This window comes from Pseudomonas sp. P4795, assembly GCF_048822895.1.
Lineage (GTDB): Bacteria > Pseudomonadota > Gammaproteobacteria > Pseudomonadales > Pseudomonadaceae > Aquipseudomonas.
In genome coordinates, this window is sequence record NZ_JBMFBT010000001.1 from 157,021 (window position 1) to 177,610 (window position 20,590).

At 57.6% G+C, this 20,590-nt stretch carries 26 protein-coding genes and 3 tRNA genes; 17 read left to right on the forward strand and 12 right to left on the reverse strand.

The window, feature by feature from the left end:
• Nucleotides 1-310: 310 nt before the first annotated feature.
• Nucleotides 311-1,150 carry a UTP--glucose-1-phosphate uridylyltransferase GalU gene (gene galU, locus ACOI8A_RS00640; RefSeq protein ID WP_420649099.1) on the reverse strand — a complete coding sequence of 280 codons (840 nt, stop codon included), beginning with the start codon at nucleotides 1,148-1,150 and terminating at the stop codon, nucleotides 311-313.
• 259 nt (nucleotides 1,151-1,409) lie between these two features.
• Here galU and ACOI8A_RS00645 point away from each other — a divergent pair, with 259 nt between their 5' ends.
• Together ACOI8A_RS00645 and ACOI8A_RS00650 are read left to right on the forward strand one after the other, a co-directional pair.
• Nucleotides 1,410-1,598 carry a hypothetical protein gene (locus ACOI8A_RS00645; protein WP_420649100.1) on the forward strand — a complete coding sequence of 63 codons (189 nt, stop codon included), beginning with the start codon at nucleotides 1,410-1,412 and terminating at the stop codon, nucleotides 1,596-1,598.
• A 137-nt stretch (nucleotides 1,599-1,735) separates the two neighbouring features.
• The gene (locus ACOI8A_RS00650; RefSeq protein WP_420649101.1) at nucleotides 1,736-2,032 is read left to right on the forward strand and encodes a hypothetical protein; all 297 of its coding nucleotides are present in this window, start codon (nucleotides 1,736-1,738) and stop codon (nucleotides 2,030-2,032) included.
• A 3-nt stretch (nucleotides 2,033-2,035) separates the two neighbouring features.
• Here the strand turns inward: ACOI8A_RS00650 and ACOI8A_RS00655 are convergent, their stop codons facing one another.
• A complete protein-coding gene (locus tag ACOI8A_RS00655) occupies nucleotides 2,036-2,266 on the reverse strand; it encodes a hypothetical protein (protein ID WP_420649102.1) in 231 nt (76 codons plus the stop codon).
• A gap of 72 nt (nucleotides 2,267-2,338) precedes the next feature.
• Nucleotides 2,339-2,695, reverse strand: a complete 357-nt coding sequence (locus ACOI8A_RS00660; RefSeq protein WP_420649213.1) for a hypothetical protein — start codon at nucleotides 2,693-2,695, stop codon at nucleotides 2,339-2,341.
• A gap of 210 nt (nucleotides 2,696-2,905) precedes the next feature.
• Here ACOI8A_RS00660 and ACOI8A_RS00665 point away from each other — a divergent pair, with 210 nt between their 5' ends.
• From ACOI8A_RS00665 to ACOI8A_RS00725, 13 genes are all read left to right on the forward strand, one after another.
• On the forward strand, nucleotides 2,906-3,208 hold the full coding sequence (locus ACOI8A_RS00665) for a DUF1883 domain-containing protein (protein WP_420649103.1): 303 nt from the start codon (nucleotides 2,906-2,908) through the stop codon (nucleotides 3,206-3,208).
• Between the two features lie 27 nt (nucleotides 3,209-3,235).
• Complete coding sequence (locus tag ACOI8A_RS00670) at nucleotides 3,236-3,412, forward strand: hypothetical protein (protein ID WP_420649104.1); 177 nt, start codon at nucleotides 3,236-3,238, stop codon at nucleotides 3,410-3,412.
• Nucleotides 3,413-3,425: 13 nt separating this feature from the next.
• Nucleotides 3,426-4,088, forward strand: a complete 663-nt coding sequence (gene alkB / locus ACOI8A_RS00675; protein WP_420649105.1) for a DNA oxidative demethylase AlkB — start codon at nucleotides 3,426-3,428, stop codon at nucleotides 4,086-4,088.
• A gap of 87 nt (nucleotides 4,089-4,175) precedes the next feature.
• Nucleotides 4,176-5,249, forward strand: a complete 1,074-nt coding sequence (ada, locus tag ACOI8A_RS00680) for a bifunctional DNA-binding transcriptional regulator/O6-methylguanine-DNA methyltransferase Ada (RefSeq protein WP_420649106.1) — start codon at nucleotides 4,176-4,178, stop codon at nucleotides 5,247-5,249.
• Nucleotides 5,250-5,376: 127 nt separating this feature from the next.
• Entirely contained in the window at nucleotides 5,377-6,438 is a 1,062-nt protein-coding gene (locus tag ACOI8A_RS00685; RefSeq protein WP_420649107.1) for an NAD(P)H-dependent flavin oxidoreductase, read from the forward strand.
• Between the two features lie 91 nt (nucleotides 6,439-6,529).
• Nucleotides 6,530-7,297 (forward strand): molybdate ABC transporter substrate-binding protein, encoded by a 768-nt coding sequence (gene modA / locus ACOI8A_RS00690; protein WP_420649108.1) that lies wholly within the window; start codon nucleotides 6,530-6,532, stop codon nucleotides 7,295-7,297.
• 1 nt (nucleotide 7,298) lies between these two features.
• Nucleotides 7,299-7,979 (forward strand): molybdate ABC transporter permease subunit, encoded by a 681-nt coding sequence (modB, locus tag ACOI8A_RS00695; RefSeq protein ID WP_420649109.1) that lies wholly within the window; start codon nucleotides 7,299-7,301, stop codon nucleotides 7,977-7,979.
• 3 nt (nucleotides 7,980-7,982) lie between these two features.
• Nucleotides 7,983-9,062, forward strand: coding sequence for a molybdenum ABC transporter ATP-binding protein (modC, locus tag ACOI8A_RS00700; RefSeq protein WP_420649110.1), 1,080 nt, complete (start codon nucleotides 7,983-7,985; stop codon nucleotides 9,060-9,062).
• Nucleotides 9,063-9,134: 72 nt separating this feature from the next.
• Complete coding sequence (locus ACOI8A_RS00705) at nucleotides 9,135-10,172, forward strand: DNA topoisomerase IB (protein ID WP_420649111.1); 1,038 nt, start codon at nucleotides 9,135-9,137, stop codon at nucleotides 10,170-10,172.
• A 144-nt stretch (nucleotides 10,173-10,316) separates the two neighbouring features.
• Entirely contained in the window at nucleotides 10,317-11,954 is a 1,638-nt protein-coding gene (locus tag ACOI8A_RS00710; RefSeq protein WP_420649112.1) for an ABC-F family ATP-binding cassette domain-containing protein, read from the forward strand.
• Nucleotides 11,955-12,024: 70 nt separating this feature from the next.
• A complete protein-coding gene (locus ACOI8A_RS00715) occupies nucleotides 12,025-12,255 on the forward strand; it encodes a hypothetical protein (RefSeq protein ID WP_420649113.1) in 231 nt (76 codons plus the stop codon).
• An 84-nt stretch (nucleotides 12,256-12,339) separates the two neighbouring features.
• The gene (locus ACOI8A_RS00720; protein ID WP_420649114.1) at nucleotides 12,340-12,570 is read left to right on the forward strand and encodes a hypothetical protein; all 231 of its coding nucleotides are present in this window, start codon (nucleotides 12,340-12,342) and stop codon (nucleotides 12,568-12,570) included.
• Between the two features lie 132 nt (nucleotides 12,571-12,702).
• Nucleotides 12,703-12,987, forward strand: a complete 285-nt coding sequence (locus tag ACOI8A_RS00725) for a hypothetical protein (RefSeq protein WP_420649115.1) — start codon at nucleotides 12,703-12,705, stop codon at nucleotides 12,985-12,987.
• A 126-nt stretch (nucleotides 12,988-13,113) separates the two neighbouring features.
• Here the strand turns inward: ACOI8A_RS00725 and ACOI8A_RS00730 are convergent, their stop codons facing one another.
• The 8 genes from ACOI8A_RS00730 to ACOI8A_RS00765 all read right to left on the reverse strand — a co-directional run bounded on the left by ACOI8A_RS00730 (nucleotide 13,114) and on the right by ACOI8A_RS00765 (nucleotide 17,708).
• The gene (locus ACOI8A_RS00730) at nucleotides 13,114-13,353 is read right to left on the reverse strand and encodes a YceK/YidQ family lipoprotein (protein ID WP_420649116.1); all 240 of its coding nucleotides are present in this window, start codon (nucleotides 13,351-13,353) and stop codon (nucleotides 13,114-13,116) included.
• 182 nt (nucleotides 13,354-13,535) lie between these two features.
• A tRNA-Leu gene (locus ACOI8A_RS00735) sits at nucleotides 13,536-13,622 on the reverse strand.
• Between the two features lie 196 nt (nucleotides 13,623-13,818).
• Nucleotides 13,819-13,892: transfer RNA gene (locus ACOI8A_RS00740), tRNA-Cys, on the reverse strand.
• A 45-nt stretch (nucleotides 13,893-13,937) separates the two neighbouring features.
• Nucleotides 13,938-14,013 (reverse strand) — tRNA-Gly (locus tag ACOI8A_RS00745).
• 60 nt (nucleotides 14,014-14,073) lie between these two features.
• Nucleotides 14,074-14,634: a CDP-diacylglycerol--glycerol-3-phosphate 3-phosphatidyltransferase gene (gene pgsA, locus ACOI8A_RS00750; protein WP_420649117.1), complete on the reverse strand. Its 561-nt coding sequence runs from the start codon at nucleotides 14,632-14,634 to the stop codon at nucleotides 14,074-14,076.
• A gap of 32 nt (nucleotides 14,635-14,666) precedes the next feature.
• The gene (gene uvrC / locus ACOI8A_RS00755; RefSeq protein ID WP_420649118.1) at nucleotides 14,667-16,490 is read right to left on the reverse strand and encodes an excinuclease ABC subunit UvrC; all 1,824 of its coding nucleotides are present in this window, start codon (nucleotides 16,488-16,490) and stop codon (nucleotides 14,667-14,669) included.
• 5 nt (nucleotides 16,491-16,495) lie between these two features.
• Complete coding sequence (uvrY, locus tag ACOI8A_RS00760) at nucleotides 16,496-17,137, reverse strand: UvrY/SirA/GacA family response regulator transcription factor (protein WP_420649119.1); 642 nt, start codon at nucleotides 17,135-17,137, stop codon at nucleotides 16,496-16,498.
• 127 nt (nucleotides 17,138-17,264) lie between these two features.
• Nucleotides 17,265-17,708 carry a GNAT family N-acetyltransferase gene (locus ACOI8A_RS00765; protein WP_420649120.1) on the reverse strand — a complete coding sequence of 148 codons (444 nt, stop codon included), beginning with the start codon at nucleotides 17,706-17,708 and terminating at the stop codon, nucleotides 17,265-17,267.
• 172 nt (nucleotides 17,709-17,880) lie between these two features.
• Here ACOI8A_RS00765 and ACOI8A_RS00770 point away from each other — a divergent pair, with 172 nt between their 5' ends.
• Nucleotides 17,881-18,009 carry a hypothetical protein gene (locus ACOI8A_RS00770; protein ID WP_420649121.1) on the forward strand — a complete coding sequence of 43 codons (129 nt, stop codon included), beginning with the start codon at nucleotides 17,881-17,883 and terminating at the stop codon, nucleotides 18,007-18,009.
• A 336-nt stretch (nucleotides 18,010-18,345) separates the two neighbouring features.
• Nucleotides 18,346-19,422 carry a 3-deoxy-7-phosphoheptulonate synthase gene (locus tag ACOI8A_RS00775; protein WP_420649122.1) on the forward strand — a complete coding sequence of 359 codons (1,077 nt, stop codon included), beginning with the start codon at nucleotides 18,346-18,348 and terminating at the stop codon, nucleotides 19,420-19,422.
• Nucleotides 19,423-19,469: 47 nt separating this feature from the next.
• Here the strand turns inward: ACOI8A_RS00775 and ACOI8A_RS00780 are convergent, their stop codons facing one another.
• On the reverse strand, nucleotides 19,470-20,588 hold the full coding sequence (locus ACOI8A_RS00780; protein ID WP_420649123.1) for a hypothetical protein: 1,119 nt from the start codon (nucleotides 20,586-20,588) through the stop codon (nucleotides 19,470-19,472).
• Nucleotides 20,589-20,590: the final 2 nt, after the last annotated feature.

Sequence of the window (20,590 nt, forward strand, 5' to 3'; positions counted from 1 at the left end):
TCTAAAATCGGCCGAGAAAATTTCCTACCCGCGTCCGTGCGGAATGCTCAAGCAGCTCACCTTTAAAATTTGGATTCCTGATCGTTGAGAGCGCATCACTTTTAAAGCTTCGCCACACCTCAACTCAATCGAACAATTGTTTCCTGCCGTATCTTTGTCATGGCGCTGGTTATCACGCTGGTTGCGAAGGCCTTGTCAGATTGCCGACCCGCAGAAACGCAAACGCCCCGAACATGTCGGGGCGTTTGCGTTTCCTTCACTCCGCGCAATAGCGGGAATTGGGAATGTTCCTACAAGGAATCAGGCCTGATCAGTAAGCCTTACCCGTCTTATAGAAGTTCTCGAAGCAGAAGTTGGTCGCCTCGATGTAACCCTCAGCACCACCGCAGTCGAAGCGCTTGCCTTTGAATTTGTAGGCAATCACGCAACCGTTTTTCGCCTGCTTCATCAGGGCGTCGGTGATCTGGATCTCGCCGCCTTTGCCTGGCTCGGTTTGCTTGATCAGTTCGAAGATGTCCGGGGTCAGGATGTAGCGACCGATGATCGCCAGGTTCGACGGTGCATCTTCCGGAGCTGGTTTCTCAACCATGTTGCGCACACGGTACAGGTCGTCAGCAATCAATTCGCCGGCGATAACGCCGTACTTGTTGGTTTCCTGCGGATCGACTTCCTGGATCGCAATGATGGTGCAGCGGTACTGTTCGTACAGCTTGACCATCTGGGTCAGGACACCGTCGCCTTCGAGGTTGACGCACAAGTCGTCCGCCAGCACTACCGCGAACGGTTCGTCACCGATCAGCGGGCGACCGGTCAGGATCGCGTGGCCGAGGCCTTTCATTTCGGTCTGACGGGTGTAGGAGAACGAGCACTCGTCCAACAGTTTGCGGATACCAACCAGGTATTTCTCTTTGTCGGTACCTTTGATCTGGTTTTCCAGCTCGTAGCTGATGTCGAAGTGGTCTTCCAGTGCGCGCTTGCCACGACCGGTAACGATGGAAATTTCGGTCAGGCCAGCGTCCAGAGCTTCTTCAACGCCGTACTGGATCAGTGGCTTGTTTACCACCGGCAGCATTTCTTTAGGCATGGCCTTAGTCGCTGGGAGGAAGCGAGTACCGTAACCGGCTGCTGGGAACAAGCATTTCTTGATCATAAAAGTCCTTGAAAGGGCTGTGTGTACGAGTTTCGGCGCAGTCTAATCAGGCGGCGTGCACCTTACAATGCCCCGCACTGGCTAACCGATGTCAACATAGAGAAATATTCTCGCCGTTAGTTCCGTCGCAACGTCGAGACGGTCAGAGCAGAGTAGCTCAATGACGCCGGCGAACCGATTTACCCTACGCTTATAAGCAGCCGTGGCGAGCATTTGCCGGTATCATGGCGCCTTTGAACGATTTCAACGAGGCAGATAGATGTCCGCAGCAAAGATCATCAATGGATACACCGTCGACAAGGGAAAAGATGGCCAGTGGCATATCACCGCCACGAACGGTGAAGACGTGTCCGGGCCGTTGCCCACCGAAGCGATGGCTATTGAAGTAGCCTCGGTGCTTGATTACACGCCTCCCGCACCGAAGCGCCGCGGTAAAGATCAGGACTGATCAGCCCCAACATCAAAGCCCTGCCAGCGCGCAGGGCTTTTTTGTGGCTATCTACACAGATATGGCCAATCGCTATAACCTTTTCATTTCGGCGCTGTCATAGCGTCTAGCCCCCTCCTCTCGAAGACGAAAACGCCATGAACACTCACACTTTCACCAGCATGCTGCCCATGATTGCTTTGCTGACCCTGGGCGGCTGCGCCACTTCGCAGACCACCTACCTGAACAACGGCCAGCAAGGTCTGAGCATCGATTGCTCTGGCGAGGCCAACTCCTGGGCCACCTGCTACGAGAAAGCCGACGCCTCTTGCGCGGGCACCGGCTACAACATCGTTGGCACTGACGGCACACCAGCCCCCAAAGAAAGCGACAAGACCCTTGGGGTAGACGTCGGCAACTACAAGAACCGCAGCGTGGTGGTGGTCTGCAAGTAAGCCTTACATGTGGATTTCGGCGAATTTGATTCCCAGGCCACGGACGACTTCGATCAAGTCATCGAGCCGGGCGAAAGATTCGACTTCGTCGTTATCGTCCACCAAAAAGTAGCTGCGCCCGGCGCTTGTCTTGAAAAACACGATCCATTCGCCCGAATTGGCAGGGTTCTGGATAACGTGGGTGGCAGAAACAAGGCCTTCTGCATGCCGTTCCCGTACTTGCTCGCGCTTCATGCGTATCTCCAGATATGACAATGCCGCCCAAGCGTGACTTGGGCGGCATTGATGCTGACCGCCGACATTCTATCAGCCGGAGATGCACGCCGTGGCGGCATTGCGCACATCGCGCGGGCGCATCGGAACGTTGGACATGCGCTCGTGCAGCTTGATGCTGCTGCCGCCGGAGCGGTCGTCAATGTCAAATAACGCCGCCGGACCCGACGCGAGCTTGCCTGGAACAATGACCCGGACACCGTCTTTGTGCGCTTCCATCTGCAAGGCACCGCGGCTGTTGGCCAGCTTGTCTTCCAGGCACTGCGCATACTCATGGGGCTTCTTGCCGGAAATGACGTTCACGGTGGGCAACGTTTCATTGATCTCTGAAACGTTCGCACAACCACCCATTGCCAAAACCAACGGCAGACACACAACACCCCACTTCATACAAAATCTCCATAAAGACCCTCCGACAGCACGAATGCTGTTTTTCTCCGGGCGTACTGCATTTAACGCGCAACGAATCGCGAATAACTGTTTTAAATTGTCAAAGCGGCGCCCGACGGCCGGATAATAACCTGTCCGGACTGATAAACTGCGGCAAAATTGCCCTGCTATCGTTTTGATTTTGTAGAAAAAGCCCTTCTGGAGGCGCACATGAAATTTATTCACCAGCGCGAACACCTCAACGAAGACGATATCGTCGTCATTCAATGCTCGCAAACCTGCAACATCCGTCTGATGAACGACGCCAACTTCCGCAGCTTCAAGAACGGCGGCCGTCACACCTATCATGGCGGCGCGTTCGACACGTTCCCGGCCCGCATTACGGCGCCAAGCACCGGTTTCTGGAACATCACCATCGACACCGTAAATCGCCGTGCAATCAGCGTGACGAAAAAGCCGACATTGACACACTCGATCAAAGTCATCCGCCGCTCCAGCACCAAACTCAGCTGAGCCGCCCGCCAACGCAGACAGGTAAGCATGACCGTGGCCCAAACGACCAAATACGTCATCAAATACAAACTCAACGGCGAGCGCCGTTTCGAGTTCGCCCAGCTGGAAAACGGCACCCCGGAAGAAGCCAAAGCCGCCCTGGATGCCTTGCATGGCCAGAGCGACGACGTGATCAGCGAGATCAGCGTCAGCAAGGCGCTGTAACGCGTACCCAATCATGCAAACCACCTTCGATCTGTTTGCCGACACCGAATCCACTCAGCCGCCGCGCGCTGAACAGATTGGCGAGCAATCGTGGGTGTTGCGTGGTTTTGCCTTGCCCGATATGGATACGTTGCTGCTGGCGCTTGACGTCGTTCTCGCAAGTGCTGCGCTGCGCCATATGGTTACTCCCGGCGGATTCAGCATGTCGGTGGCCACCAGCAGTTGTGGCGCGCTGGGCTGGATCACTGACCGTAGCGGGTATCGCTATTCTTCAGTGGATCCGGCGACCGGGCAACCTTGGCCAAGGATGCCCGAGGTCTTTTGCAGTCTCGCCCGAGCAGCTGCGACACATGCGGGATTTGCCGATTTCACGCCGGACTCCTGCCTGATCAATCGCTATGTTCCCGGTGCCAAAATGTCTTTGCATCAAGACAAAGACGAAAAGGCCTACGCTGCTCCAATCGTCTCGCTATCACTCGGGCTTCCAGCGATGTTCCTGTTCGGCGGTTTTGAACGCAGCGACAAGCCTCAGCGCATTCCACTTTTACACGGCGACATGGTGATCTGGGGCGGGGTTGATCGCTTGCGTTATCACGGCGTATTGCCGATCAAGCCCGGGCAGCATCCGCGCCTGGGTGAACAACGGATCAATCTGACCTTTCGCAGCGCCGGGTAATCCTGCAAAGTTTGACCGCAAGGGTCGGAGTGTTGCGACAACTGCGGCTGGTTAACCTGCATCAAACAGGTCAACGGACTCTCCATCATGAAAACGCCTACCACCACGCCAGCCACCGAAGCCGACCCACGCTGGGCCGCTGTCGTAGCGCGAGATGCGCAAGCCGATAGCCAATTCGTCTACGCGGTGAAAACCACCGGTGTGTATTGCCGCCCGAGCAGTCTGGCGCGTTTGCCGAAACCGCAGAACGTGGTGTTTTTCGATACAGCACAAGATGCGGAAGCCGCAGGTTTTCGCCCGAGCAAGCGCGCGAGCAGGGATCAGACTGAAGTGCTGGCCCAACATGCCGCGAAGGTTGCAGCGGCGTGCCGACAGATCGAAACCTCTGAAGCGCTGCCGGCGTTGAATGACCTTGCACACGTTGCAGGATTGAGCCCTTTCCATTTCCATCGTGTGTTCAAAGCTGCCACCGGCCTGACGCCCAAGGGTTACGCGGCGGCTCATCGCTCGCGGCGAGTGCGCGAACGCCTGACCGATGGCGGCTCGGTGACTGACGCGCTGTACGAGGCTGGCTTCAATTCCAACAGCCGCTTTTATGAGGCCGCTGACCAACTGCTCGGGATGAAACCCGGCGATTACCGCGCAGCCGGGCAAAACAATGACATTCGGTTTGCCGTCGGGCAGTGCTCGCTGGGGGCGATACTGGTGGCGCAGAGCGCGCGCGGAGTCTGCGCAATTCTGTTGGGCGACGATCCGCATCAACTGGTCTGCGACCTGCAGGATAGATTCCGCCGCGCCAATCTGATCGGCGCAGACCGCGAGTTCGAGCAACTGATCGCCCAAGTCGTCGGCTTCATCGAAGCACCCGCCATCGGCCTCGATCTGCCGCTGGATGTGCGCGGCACAGCCTTTCAGGAGCGCGTCTGGCAAGCCTTGCGCGAAATCCCGGTGGGCAGCACTGCCAGCTACGCCGACATTGCGCAGCGTATCGGCGCGCCAAAATCCATGCGCGCGGTTGCTCAGGCGTGCGGGGCCAACCACCTCGCCGTGGCGATCCCTTGCCACCGCGTAGTCCGCAGCGATGGCAATCTTTCCGGCTATCGCTGGGGCGTGGAGCGCAAGCGTGAGTTGCTGGCCCGCGAATCTGCTGTCAGCGATTGACGCCCTCGCCCCCTCCAAGAAAAATGTCATCACGGGCAGGCTGCAAATCTCGGCTGGTCATGCAGGACTGATTGCGTTAAAAAACCGCTCTAGCGCCCCTGCCCTGTTTCGACGTCGGAGAAATTCAATGAGCCAATGGCCAGATACTCGCATTCTCGATCTACTCGGTATCGAGTTGCCGATCATCCAGGGGCCAATGGCCGGCGCCACCAATTCTTCGATGGTGATTGCGGTGTGCAACGCCGGCGGATTGGGTTCGATGCCAGCAGCGATGCTCAGCATCGAGCAATTGCGCGAGGAACTGAAAACCATCCGCCAAGGCACAAACAATCCCTTCAACGTGAACTTCTTCTGCCATCAGTCACCAGTTGCCGATGAGCAACGAGCGCGGGACTGGAAGAATCTGCTGGAGCCCTACTACCGCGAACTTGGCTTGGATTTCGACGCACCCACACCGGTTTCCAACCGCGCACCATTCGACGCCGCGGCCTGTGAAGTGCTGGAAGAGTTTCGCCCGCAAGTGGTGAGCTTTCACTTCGGCCTGCCAGAGAAATCGCTGCTGGATCGGGTCAAGGCCACCGGCGCAAAAATCCTGTCCTCGGCGACCACGGTCGATGAAGCAATCTGGCTCGAGCAGAATGGCTGCGACGCTATCATCGCGATGGGTTACGAGGCTGGCGGCCATCGCGGGATGTTCCTCAGCGATGACCTGAGCACCCAGGTCGGCATTTTTGCCTTGGTGCCACAGATCGTCGATGCCGTCAGCCTACCGGTGATTGCGGCGGGAGCGATTGCTGATGCGCGCGGGGTCGCAGCGGCATTCATGCTTGGCGCGTCGGCGGCGCAGGTAGGCACCGCGTACCTGTTTGCCCACGAAGCAAAAGTCAGCGCTGCGCATCACAAAGCCTTGCGCACCGCCAAGGAAAGCCAGACCGCGATCACCAATCTGTTTACCGGCCGCCCGGCACGCGGGATTCTCAATCGGGTGATGCGTGAGATTGGGCCGATGTCATCCTCTGCCCCGGCCTTCCCTCTGGCGGGTGGCGCTTTGTTGCCTCTGCGAGCCAAGGATGAAGCGGATTTCAGCAACCTCTGGGCCGGTCAGGCGTTTCCTTTGGGCAAAGACACCAGCAGCGCTGAACTCACCCGGCAGTTGGCCGAAGGCGCCCGGGAAAAACTGACTCGCTGAATTGCCGCAACTATCCAGCACTTCCCGTCTGACGGCGTTTCGCTATATATTTCGCTATATAGCGTTTTAGCCCTCGCAGCGGAGCCGTTTCATGACCATTCGTGCCTCACGTTTTGCCCCTGGTTGCCTGGCGTCCCTGATCGCGCTCTGCGCTTTCGGTAGCGCTCAGGCCGATGAAGTACAAGTCGCTGTCGCAGCAAACTTCACCGCACCGATCCAGGCCATCGCTGCCGATTTCGAAAAAGACACCGGGCACAAACTGGTCGCAGCCTACGGCGCTACTGGACAGTTCTACACCCAGATCAAAAACGGCGCGCCGTTCGAAGTGTTCCTCTCGGCAGATGACACCACGCCGGAAAAACTCGAAAAAGAAGGCGACACCGTAAAGGGCTCGCGCTTCACCTACGCCATCGGCACGCTGGCGCTGTGGTCGGCCAAGGACGGTTACGTCGACTCCGAAGGCGAAGTCCTGAAGAAAAATGAGTACCGACATCTGTCCATTGCCAATCCGAAAGCCGCGCCTTATGGCCTGGCTGCGACCCAAGTGCTGGAGAAACTCAAACTGACCGAAGCGAGCAAAGCCAAAATCGTCGAAGGCCAGAACATCACTCAGGCTTACCAATTCGTTTCCACCGGCAATGCCGAGCTGGGCTTCGTTGCTCTGTCGCAGATCTACAAGGACGGTAAAGTCACCAGCGGTTCGGCGTGGATCGTTCCGGCGAGCATGCATGATCCGATCAAACAGGACGCGGTAATCCTCACCAAAGGCAAAGACAACGCTGCCGCCAAGGCACTGGTTGAATACCTCAAAGGCCCGAAAGCCGCTGCGGTGATCAAATCCTACGGCTACCAGCTCTGACATGGCGCTGACGAGTGCCGATTTCGCAGCGATCTGGCTGACCCTGAAACTGGCGTCACTGACCACCGTGATCCTGTTGATCATCGGCACTCCGATTGCGTTGTGGTTGTCGCGCACCCGCTCCTGGATGCGCGGCCCCATCGGCGCAATCGTCGCCCTGCCCCTGGTGTTGCCACCGACGGTCATTGGTTTTTATCTGCTACTGGCGCTCGGTCCGCACGGGTATGTCGGCCAGTTTACGCAATGGCTGGGGCTGGGCACGTTGACCTTCAGTTTCGCCGGGCTGGTGATCGGCTCGGTGCTGTATTCCATGCCGTTCGTGGTGCAGCCGTTGCAAAACGCTTTCTCCGCAATTGGCACCCGTCCACTGGAGGTCGCTGCGACCTTGCGCGCCAATGCGTGGGACACCTTTTTCAGCGTGATCCTGCCGCTGGCCCGCCCCGGTTTCATCACAGCGGCGATCCTCGGGTTCGCGCATACCGTCGGCGAATTCGGCGTGGTGCTGATGATCGGCGGCAACATTCCCGACAAGACCCGCGTGGTCTCTGTGCAAATCTACGACCACGTCGAAGCCATGGAATACGCGCAAGCGCATTGGCTCGCGGGGGCCATGTTGGTATTTTCGTTTGTGGTGTTGCTGGCGCTCTATTCCAGCCGCAAGACTCGCGCGGGCTGGAGTTGATCGATGATTGATGCGCGTCTGAAACTGGCGTATTCAGGCTTCAGTCTGGATGTCGACTTGAAGTTACCCGGCCGGGGCGTGACCGCCCTGTTCGGCCAATCCGGTTCTGGCAAAACCACCTGCCTGCGCTGTATCGCCGGCCTTGAGCGCGCCGAGCAGGCGTTCGTGCGCATCAATGACGAGGTCTGGCAGGACAGCGACAAGGGCATTTTCCTGCCGCCGCACAAGCGCGCGCTGGGTTATGTTTTTCAGGAAGCCAGCCTGTTCCCGCACCTGTCTGTGCTGGCCAATCTGCAATTCGGCTTCAAACGTATTCCAAAAGCTCAACGCCGGGTCGATATGGCGCACGCCACCAAGTTGCTCGGGATTGGCCATTTGCTGGAACGGCATCCGCAGCATCTGTCCGGCGGCGAGCGCCAACGCGTCGGCATTGCTCGCGCGCTGCTCACCAGTCCGAAACTGCTGCTGATGGATGAACCGCTGGCGGCGCTCGACAGTCAGCGCAAAAGCGAAATCCTGCCTTATCTACAGCGTCTGCATGACGAACTGGATATCCCGCTGCTGTACGTCAGCCATGCGCAAGATGAAGTCGCGCGACTGGCTGATCACCTTGTGCTGCTCAGCGATGGCAAGGCATTGGCCAGCGGCCCGATCGGCGAAACCCTCGCCCGCCTCGACCTGCCGCTGGCGATGGGCGATGACGCCGGCGTGGTGATTGAAGGTCAGGTCAGCGACTACGATTCGGACTATCAATTGCTCACACTGCAACTCCCTGAGACGTTGCTGAGCATTCGCGTGACTCACGCACCGTTGGCCGTGGGCCGGGCCTTGCGTTGCAAAGTTCAGGCGCGGGACATCAGCCTGACGCTGCAAAACACCGAACACAGCAGCATCCTCAATCGCTTGCCGGTCACAGTGGTCACTGAACAGCCGGCAGATAATGCGGCGCATGTGTTGATCCGCCTCGATGCCGGTGGTACGCCGTTGCTGGCGCGAATCACACGTTATTCGCGCGATCAACTCGGCGTACATCCAGGCCAACAGCTCTGGGCGCAAATCAAGGCTGTCGCAGTACTGGCATAAATCCGTTGGCACTGCGGGCATGGCGTGCGGTCAATCGCATAACAGCCACCTATTGCCACCAGGAAACCTGCCATGCCAGACACCGCGCTCACCGATGTGCTGCCCTCCGACCTGCACTATGTTGATGACACGCAGCCAGGCATCACCCGCAAAAAGCTGCGCGGCGAGTTCTGTTATTTCGACCCGGCGGGCCAGCGCATCACCGATCCCGACGAGATCAAACGCATCAATGCCCTTGCGGTGCCGCCCGCCTACGTTGATGTGTGGATCTGCAACGATCCGCGTGGTCACTTGCAAGCCACCGGCCGTGACGCGCGTGGCCGCAAACAATACCGCTATCACACGCGCTGGCGCGAGGTGCGCGATGCCGACAAATACTCGCGGCTGCGCGAGTTCGGCGCGGCCCTGCCCAAGTTGCGCAAACAACTCGAAGCACTGCTGGAGGCGCCCGGTTTCAGCCGCGACAAGGTCATGGCGACCGTGATTACTTTGCTCGACGCCACGCTGATCCGCGTCGGCAACACGCAATACGCCCGCGATAACCGCTCCTATGGCCTGACGACTTTGCGTAGCCGTCACGTCGAGGTCAACGGCAGCGCCATCCTGTTCCAGTTTCGCGGCAAGAGCGGCATCGAGCATCAGATCACGGTGAAAGATCGACGCTTGGCGCGGATCATCAAGCGCTGCTTGGAGCTTCCGGGGCAAAATCTGTTTCAGTATCTGGATGAAAACGGTGAACGGCACACCGTCAGTTCCTCGGATGTGAACAGCTACTTGCAGAAGCTTACCGGCGCCGATTTCACCGCCAAGGATTACCGCACCTGGGCCGGCAGTGCACTGGCGTTGTCGGTATTACGCGAACTGCAATGGGAGTCGGAAGCCGAAGCCAAGCGGCATGTGGTGGAAATGGTCAAAGGTGTGGCCCGGCAACTCGGCAACACGCCGGAGGTGTGCCGCAAGTGCTACATCCACCCGGCGGTGGTCGAACATTTCATGCTGGGTGCGCTGGCGGAATTGCCGCGCCCACGCTTGCGCAAAGGGCTGCGCGCAGAGGAAGTTGCACTGGCGACATTTCTTGAGCAGATGTCTGAAGTGGCAGCCGCGCCTTGATCCTCGGGCGTTCCTCGGCTAGTCTGCCGGGCTTACCCTCTCCCAGGACGACCGCAGAAGTGAACAACTAAGCCTTCAAAAATGTAATCGCGACATGCGCTTCAGGGTGCTTGTCAGTGTTCACGACATTTTTCGGAGGTGCCGATGACTCACGTCTCGCGTACGCCTGCTCTCGTCTCCCTCAATCAGCTGGGTTTTCAGTTGGCTGATGGCCAGACGATTTTCACTGCTCTGAATCTGCAATTCGACCACACACCAACGGCCATCGTCGGACGCAACGGCGTCGGTAAAAGCCTGCTCGCACGCCTGCTAGCCGGATCCTTGCAGCCCACTAGCGGCAGCGTGGTCAGCTCGGTAGCGATCGCTTATGTGCCGCAAAATTTTATCCATGAACCTTGGCAAACGGTTGCTCAAGCCACGGGAACAGCCTCGATTCTTGAAGCGCTGGATCGGCTAAGTCAAGGCTGCGCAACGGTCGAGGATTTCGACGTGATTGGCGAGCGCTGGGATATGGCCGAGCGCTTGCGCCGCGCGCTCGATGGCGCAGGCTTGCCCGAGGTCGCTTTCACCGATCCGACACAGCACCTGAGCGGCGGCCAACAAGCGCGCATTGCCCTGATCGGCGCCTTTCTGAGCGAGGCGTCGATGCTGGTTCTGGACGAACCAAGCAATCATCTGGATGCGCCCGGCCGACAATGGTTGATGAATACTTTCGAACGCTGGCGCGGCGGCCTGATCGTTGTCAGTCATGATCGACAACTGCTTGAGGGTATGCAGCGGATCATCGAGCTAAGCGTATCGGGTGTCAGCGAATTCGGTGGCAATTACTCAGCCTTTCGCGAGCATCAGCGAACACATCAAGCCGCAGCGCAAGCTCGACTTGCTCAAGCCAGAAGCGAACGTCAGCGCGAACGCCTGCGTTTGCAACGTGAACACGACACGATTCAGCGCCATGCGGCTGGCGCCCGACGCCACGCCGACACCGCCAACGTGGCCGGTTTCGAGCGAGCCGCCATGAAAGGCGCCGCCAAGGACATCATGGGCCATGTCCGCTCGAATCATCAGGCGCGCAAATCTGAACTGGACGCGCAGGTCACTGAGGCCTTTCTCAAGGTTGCGCCCATGGAGGGCGTCATGATCAACCTGCCGGGCAGTGCTGTGCCGATGGGGCGGCAAGTCTGCACGCTGGTGGAAGCTGGTTTACCGTGGTTGCCGATAGAAGCGCCGTCAACCCGGCTCACCCTAACGCTGGGTGGCCCGATGCGCGTGGCCGTCCGCGGCCCCAACGGTTGTGGCAAGTCGACTTTGCTGAGAATGCTCGCTGATGAACTCGCACCGGTAAGCGGTACCTGCACAACGAATGTGCCTTGGGCTTTCCTGGATCAGCATCTGACATTACTCGATGATCAACAGAGCATCATTGAGCAACTGATCGCGCAGGGCACGCCGTTGAGCGAGGGCACCTTGCGCAGTTACCTCGCCCGATTGCAATTGGAGGCCAGGCAGGTCACGCAACCCTGCGGGTCGCTAAGTGGCGGCGAGCGCTTGAAAGCTGCGCTGGCTTTGGCAGTCTGGCGCAAGACACCCGCGCAACTGCTCCTGCTGGATGAGCCGACCAACCATCTGGATCTGCCATCGACAGAGGCTTTTGAAGAGTCTTTACAGACATTTCCTGGCGCAATTGTCGCCGTTTCCCACGATCAGAATTTCCTCCAAGCGCTGAATCCCAGCCACTGCCTGCAATGGCACCGAACAGGCTGGGAGCTGTACCCGACGAACTGACTGTCTATTTTTTGCACGATTGGCCCAGGCTTCTATAGTTCATCTGACACAAATCAGCTGCGGTGAAGCCATGGAAGACATTTTCGTAGTGAAACGCTGCAACAAGATCATCATCCACGGCCGTCGTGCTGGAGAAAGCCAACACGCGCCGGCTGAAGCCACAGTGTGGTTTCGCATTTGCGATACGCGCACGGCTGGTTTCATCGGCGATGGCTACGATGTTGAAGAAGATGCCATGCATGAATGTCGCCGACTCAACACCGCCAGCGCGCCATCACCTGCCCGGGAGTCCTCCGGCTGATGCCGATCATTTTCGGGCCTATACTGAGATTTGCTTAACGCAACGCGTACTGACGATTCACAACTTTTTGAACGGAGGTGTCACATGTCCGAAAAAGAGTCCATCACCACCCTTCTCACCTTGCTCGACGCTCGCGAGGCACGCCTGGCGGCCGCTTGCAAAGACATCGCCGACTGGGTCGACCACCAAGGCGGCCACCCGACCGCACTACGTATCCGTGATCGACTGAACGATATCGAAAAGGATACTCCGCTGATTCGCAGGACCTTGTCCTCGCTCAGACCGGCCGATCGGCCGCTGCCGCGGTTCAGGTAGTTAGCAGTCTGCAATCACGACTGGCGGTTGAGCGACGCTACTGTCGCCAGCTGCTGCCTGGGATAATCGTGTTACCGAACGCCCTTGGTGATTAAAGGTCAAAACCTTTACACGTCACCAAGGAGACGTCTCATGGTCATTCACTTCAAAGTCGACGGGCACCTCGCCTGCGGCCACAACGGTAATAACCTCTCCTCCAGCCGCGAACTCAACCAAGTCAAGTGCCGCAGCTGCCGCAATACCGATGCCTACAAAGATGCTCGCAAGAGCCAACGCAATCTCGCACGGCGAACTTCTCGCAAGACCATTACGCCGCACGCTGCCGGTAACTGGCGTTCGGAGTGGACTGAACGATTGTCGGCAATGATTGGACTGCAACGTCTGCCTCGAGGCTTCGCCGGTCAAGCATTTGTCTGATGTTCGAGCAAAAAAATGGGCCGATCAGATCGGCCCATTTGCGTTAGTTATTGCCTTGCAGCTTCTTCGTATGACGGCTAGGTGACGACAATCTCGCGCAGACACACTTCGACGCTTGCGAATCGATCAAAGGTTGCAGGTGTACTGATATTCGAATGGGAAAAATAGCGTATCGACGACCAATGAGAACGGTGCGTCGATCAGTAAAACAGGAATCAGCTTTCCTTTAGATGTACCTACCAGCCACCAGTCAAATCGTACCCCGATGTAAGGACATCGATGTTTGTCGTAATCCATTCGCGTGGCAACTGCCGCACACGCGCTCATACTGGCGATCAAGATCAGCAAAATCAGTTTCCGAAACAAGTAACTTCCTTATTACTTTTGCGTTTGGCTGGGCCGTGCATTTGGAATTGGATTTGAAAGGAGATGAACGTTACGCCGACGTGATGACGTGTGAAGCGCGTGTTGCTGAGCACAAGCAATATTTTGCGGAGCAAAAGAATAAGGGCCTGCATGAGGTATCTCACGCAAGCCCTTGATATTCATGGTGCCCGAAGCCGGAATCGAACCGGCACGCCCTTACGAGCGGGGGATTTTAAGTCCCATGCGTCTACCAGTTTCGCCATTCGGGCGGTAGCGCGGTGTTGCATTGCTCTGTGGTTGAATCACGATCCTGACAGGGTCAGCACCGCAGCAAGCAGAGGGGAAATATATACATCACTTCCCGGTGACGCAAGTTGGCGAGAGTCGTTTTCAAGACTAAATCTCTCAACTTTTTCGCCAATAAAAAAGCTCCGTAAATCATGGATCTACGGAGCTTGTTTATAGTGGAGGCCGAGGTCGGAATCGAACCGGCGTAGGTGGATTTGCAATCCACTGCATAACCATTTTGCTACTCGGCCTCAAAGCATCTGCTGTCAGTAGCACAACAACAAACACGTACAAATTGGAGCGGGAAACGAGACTCGAACTCGCGACCCCGACCTTGGCAAGGTCGTGCTCTACCAACTGAGCTATTCCCGCTTGGTGTGGCGCATTCTATAGAATCCAGAAGCCCCGTCAACCCTTTGATTCAAAAAAGTTTTATTTCTTTTCAACATCAGTCTTCAGATGCGGCCAGGCAGCCCGCAGGTATTGAACCATCGACCACAACGTCAGGCCGGCAGACACGATCAACAATGCATAACCCAATACGACCCAGAAGTTGAAAGCCTTCGGCGTGGCCAGCAAGATCACCAGTGCGAGCATTTGCGCAGCAGTTTTCCATTTGCCCAGATTCGAGACGGCGACGTGCGCACGAGCGCCCAGTTCTGCCATCCACTCGCGCAGTGCAGAAATAACAATCTCGCGACCGATGATCACGGCGGCCGGTAGAGTCAGCCAAAGATTGCCGTGCTCTTGAACCAGTAGCACAAGCGCAACCGCGACCATCAGTTTATCAGCGACAGGGTCAAGGAACGCGCCAAACGGCGTGCTTTGCTCAAGGCGTCGCGCCAAATAGCCATCCAGCCAGTCAGTCGCGGCAGCGAATGCGAAGACCGAACTTGAAGCGAGATAACTCCATTCGTACGGGAGATAGAACAGCAAAATGAAGATCGGGATGAGCAGGACGCGGAGAACGGTAATCAGATTCGGGATATTCATCGGCACAACTGGCTACGAGGTGAATGGGCATTCTACTCACTATGCAGGTTTGCATAAATCGACTCTGCTAGCTTTTTACTGATCCCCGGCGCTTTGGCGATCTCTTCGATGCTTGCACGAGACAGCTCCTGCAATCCACCAAAATGTTTCAACAAGTCGCGACGCCGGGTTGGCCCCACACCCGCAACGCCTTCCAGCGTTGACGTACGCCGGGTTTTACCGCGGCGCGCGCGATGGCCAGTGATTGCAAAGCGGTGAGCTTCGTCGCGTATCTGCTGGATCAAGTGCAACGCGGGCGAATCCCCACGCAATGTGAACTCATGCGCTGCATCATTAAGATACAAAGTCTCGAAGCCCGCCTTGCGTGTAGCACCCTTGGCAACACCCAATAGAATCAGATCGGGCACAGCCAGTTCATTGAGAACATCGCGCGCCATCGACAACTGACCTTTACCACCGTCCACCAGCAAAATATCCGGCAACTTGCCCTCGCCGTCTTTTAGCTTGCTGAAACGTCGGGTCAAGGCCTGGTGCATTGCCGCGTAATCATCGCCAGCCGTCACGCCTTCAATGTTGTAGCGCCGGTAATCTGATTTGATCGGACCTTCCGGGCCGAACACCACGCAGGAAGCGACCGTCGCCTCACCGCTGGAGTGACTGATGTCATAGCATTCGAGACGTTGCGGGGGTTCATCCAGATTCAGCACTTCGGCCAGTGCCTCGAAGCGCGCGGCCACATGTTGTCGGTTGGCCAGTCGCGCGCCAAGCGCCTGCTCGGCATTGGTCACGGCCAATTGCTGCCAACGCGCACGCGTACCGCGAACCCGATGGCTGATCGCCAACTCGCGACCGCGCAGCGTCTGAATACCTTCGATCAGCGCCGGAAAGTCTTCATGGACCACGTTGACAATCAATTCACTCGGCAAGTCGCGCTCCGGGCTGGTAATGAAGTATTGCCCCAGAAACGCCGCCATGACCTCGGACACATCTTCTTCAATACCAACCTGTGGGAAGAAGTTCTTGCTGCCCAGGACGCGCCCTCCCCGCACACTGATCAGATGCACACAGGCGCCACCAGGATTGACGAAGGCGGCGATTACATCGATATCACCGGTGCCGCCTTCCATGCTCTGCTGATCCTGAACCCGGCGCAGCAACCCGATCTGGTCGCGCAGTTCGGCAGCTCGTTCGAACTCGAGGTTGACCGCCGCCTCTTCCATTGCTGCCGACAGCTCGTTGGTCAACGCATGACTGCGCCCCTCGAGAAACATCACCGAGTGACGCACGTCTTCCGCGTATATTTCAGGCTCGACCAACCCGACACACGGCGCCTTGCAACGTTTGATCTGATATTGCAGGCACGGACGGGTGCGGTTTTTGTAATAGCTGTCTTCACACTGACGAACGAAAAACGTTTTTTGCAGCAAGCTGAGGCTTTCGCGGATTGCCCCGGCGCTCGGATAAGGGCCGAAATACTTGCCCTTGGCCTTCTTGGCGCCGCGATGAATACTCAGTCGCGGGAATTGTCCGTCAGACAGAAATACATACGGATAGGACTTATCGTCGCGCAACAGAATGTTGTACGGCGGCCGCCACTCCTTGATCAGGTTTTGCTCAAGCAGCAGCGCTTCGGTCTCATTGGCGGTGATAGTCGTTTCGACTTGGGCGATACGCCCGACCAGAGCCGCAGTTTTCGGCGCCAGACCGGTCTTGCGAAAGTAACTGGCCAGGCGTTTCTTCAGATTCTTGGCTTTGCCGACATAGAGCAAACGCGCATCGCTGTCGAACATGCGATAAACGCCTGGACGCCCGCTGACAGTCGACAGAAAGGCGCTGGGATCAAAAGTCTCGGTCATGATGGTCAGAGGCTGGCGTCAACCATGCCGTGACGAACTGCCAGAAGCGTCAGCTCGACATCGCTGCTGATCGATAGCTTCTCGAAAATGCGGTAGCGGTAGGTATTCACGGTTTTCGGTGACAGGCATAACTTGTCGGAAATGATCTGGACTTTCTGACAGCCGACAATCATCAACGCGATCTGGATTTCACGCTCGGAAAGCGCATCGAACGGAGAATCGCTGGTTGGCTGGAAAGATTTGATCGCCAGTTGCTGGGCAATCTGCGGGCTGATATAGCGCTGGCCGGCAAATACCAGACGGATGGCCTGAACCATCTCAGGCAGTCCGGCGCCCTTGGTCAGATAACCCGCGGCTCCGGCCTGCAGGAGTCGTGTAGGGAACGGATCCTCTTCGCACACGGTGACAGCGACCACCTTGACGTCAGGGTGACTGCGTAGCAGTTTGCGCGTGGCTTCGAGACCGCCGATGCCAGGCATCTTGACGTCCATCAGCACCACGTCGGGCTTCAACTCTCGAGCCTTGATCAGGGATTCTTCCCCGGATTCGGCCTGGCCAACTACTTGTAGGCCATCGATATCGGCCAGCATCCGTGTAATGCCTGTACGAACGAGATCGTGGTCATCGACCACTAGCACCCTAATCAAGCAGACACCTCGCGATATGGTCTTATTGGGATGGCTGACACCTTAGCAAAAAGAGCCAGACAGACCTAGCGGCAAGCCGCATATAAAAAGTTTCAATTCATCATGGAGGGCTTGTCGGCCGTGGATTTCAGAGCACAGCTGTACTCAAATCCAGCTGCATTCTCAGGAAACACTCGTCCTCACCCTGCAGGATCAATCCCTTTCGCTCATAAAGACTTCGCGCCGGATTATTGTGGAAAACCGTCAGGCGCAATGCCGAGCGCTTTTCCTCCCGCGCCACCGCAATAACCTGATCGATCGCCCAGGATCCCGCGCCCCGTCCTTGCCACGCTGGTGCAACCTGCAATTCGCGGATGTATAAGGCACGCGCATCGCGGCTCAGGCTGAAATAGCCAACTTGCTCAGCACCATGCCCGATCAGCCAATTGTCCCGGCCGAGCCAGGCCACATCAAACGCCTCGTCTTGCCAAAGCAAGTCGTGCTGAATGTAGTAGCGCAGCATATTCCTGCAAGTGAGTTCTCGAACAAATGACAGCTCGGCCAGCGTCGCTCGGTGTAATTGGAACGTCATCACCCCTCCCGTAACAATGAATCGCCGATCTTGCGAAGCGCAAATCCCAGAGTGTGTCAGAACACCGGGGGCAATCAACCGATAGCCAACGTTTCGCCCATTCAATAGCAATTTCTGATTGCTGACGCGCGGCAGGCTCTAGTAAGCTCGGCGCATCCATCGGAGACAGCTCATGTTCAACGCCCTTTCCCAGCGTCACACCGCCAGCGCCCTGCGTTCGGTTGCGGCTGCCCGGGTGAACAACGTCTGCGCTCCGGTCAGTTTTTATTTTGGGTATTGGTTTAGCCACTGGCGCGCCTGATACCCACACGGCGCCCATACAGACGGGTCGCCTACCAGAGAATTCTCAACCCCCGGTCGGCCTCCCGACCGGGGGTTTTGTTTTTTCAGGCCCCACACTTTTCAGTATCACACCAGACACTTTGAGGAATCATCACATGAACTACGCCACTTATTACCGCTACGACAGTTTTACCGCATGGCGATTTACCAGCCGCCGCTCGGGACAGCCTGCCGCCTCCGATCGGTCACCCACAGGTGGCAAGCACACGCACGCAGCCAGTACGGCCAATTGTCGAACACCCCAGTAGGGCCGAGCGAGCGGGAAGCACCCGCCGCCAGCCCAGGAAATCTGAATATGAACTCGTCCATCTCTGCTCTGCCGCTGTCCACCCTCACTTCTGCCAACGAAGCGCTGACCGTACGTCTGCCCAGCTCGTTGCAACTCAAACAGCAATTGCCACTGAGCAATGAGCTGAGCCAGCAAATCAGTGCCCATCGCCAAGCCGTTCGGGCGATCCTCGACGGCCACGACAGCCGTTTACTGGTGATCGTCGGCCCCTGCTCGATTCATGACCCACAATCCGCGCTCGAATACGCTGGCAAACTCGCACGCCTCGCCGATGAGGTCAGCAATGAAATGCTGCTGGTCATGCGTGCCTACGTGGAGAAACCGCGCACCACGATCGGCTGGAAAGGCCTGGCGTACGACCCTGATCTCGACGGCAGCGATGACATGGCCACCGGCCTGTCCCTGTCGCGCGGTTTGATGCTGGAAATGACTCGCCTTGGTTTGCCTGTCGCGACCGAATTGCTGCAACCGATGGCAGCCGGCTACTTCGATGACCTGCTGAGTTGGGTCGCCATCGGCGCGCGCACCACCGAATCACAGATTCACAGGGAAATGGCCAGCGGATTGGGTATCCCGGTCGGGTTCAAAAACGGTACCGACGGCGGTGTCGCGGTAGCCGTCGACGCCATGCGCTCGGCTGCTCACCCGCATCGCCACTTTGGGGTAGATAGCCAGGGGCATCCGGCAATCATCCCGACCTTGGGCAACCCGGATACGCATCTGGTACTGCGCGGCGGTCATTCGGGCCCGAACTACGACAGCGCAAGCGTGGCCCGGATCCGCACCGAGCTTGCCCGCTTGAAGATCCCGAGCCGGATCATGGTCGATTGCAGCCACGCCAACAGCGGCAAAGATCCGCTGCGTCAGCCGAGCGTGTTCAACGACGTGTTGGAGCAACGCCTGCAAGGTGACCATTCGCTGGTCGGCATGATGCTCGAGTCGCATCTGCTCGAAGGCTGCCAGCCATTGGGGACATCGCTGCGCTACGGCGTTTCCGTGACCGACGGCTGCCTCGGTTTCGATGCGACAGAGCGCCTGCTGGTGGACGCCGCAGCTCGCCTGCGCAAGCGCTCCCGGAGCTGAAAGTGACTGCAGCCTTGCAGAGTATGCGCACTCCGCAAGGTTGCACATCATGCTTGTACCCGCAACACGGTTACGCCGGATAGCTGGGTTGCTTCATCCAGTCGTTCAATGGAAAACGACACGCGCACCTCGGTATCCACGTGCTCCCGCCAGAACTCATATGGAACATTGAATTCCAGTGGCTGCGAGGCCATCGCGCCAGTGATTTCTCGATCCTCGCGATGAGAGAAACTTTCGCCATCGCATTTGAGATAAACCAGTTCGCCCTCTTCTACCTGCGCATCACTGATCAGTGCAGTGACGCCGTCATTGGCATCCTGCAAATCGAGCACACCATCTATTGCCTCGACTATTTGCGGGGCTTCCAACAGACCTCTTTCCTGCGCCGCGATCATGATTCGTGTGACCCCGGATTCGCGGATTGCCGCGCTTCGTTGCTCGACGCGGTACCGCACGCTTACTTCGCTGCCAATATGCGCGGAGATTGACTCGGGAGGAATGCCAAATACCACCGGCTGGCCCACAGCGAAAGGCTCGACGATCAATTGATCCTCAAACATCGCGCCCCCCGGCGCCACGCCCCAGAACAACCGGATGCGGTCACCGGCAGCCATCCACGCGTAGGGCCGGATCGTGGCCGAGGTGCCATGCGTAACCCTCGCCGGATCAAGGTGTGCTCTGATCGCGTCGTCAATGATCGCCGGCAACAAGCTGCCGCGAACATCTCCGACATCCAGCTGCAATCGGTCAGAAGTCGCGGGGGTCGGGATTCTGCTGCTGGTCAGCGTCCAGAAAACCTCTAGTGTCCCCCCATCCAGCGCGGCGATGTGAGCGCTTCTGACAACGAAAAAAACCTCCTTTCCCAGTTGAAGTTGACTCACAAAGCGGATGCTTTCGTGACGGTACGGCAAGCCATCCATATCCAGACCAGTCCAGCTCAACATCAGCCTGTCGCCGCACGCCATGCCGGGGTAAGGCGCAATACGCACCACAACCTGTTGCAGTGACGGATCAAGCACCGTTCCATTTACCGCATCGAGCGCCGGTGGATCGAGGGTTACTCCGTGTTCGCGCTTGCAACAGAGCACAGGCAGCTTTGGCTTTTTCGCCATTACCCGAGCGCTAAGCCTTGTTGTTGCCAGCGTTGGTGCATCTCGCCTCTTCATAT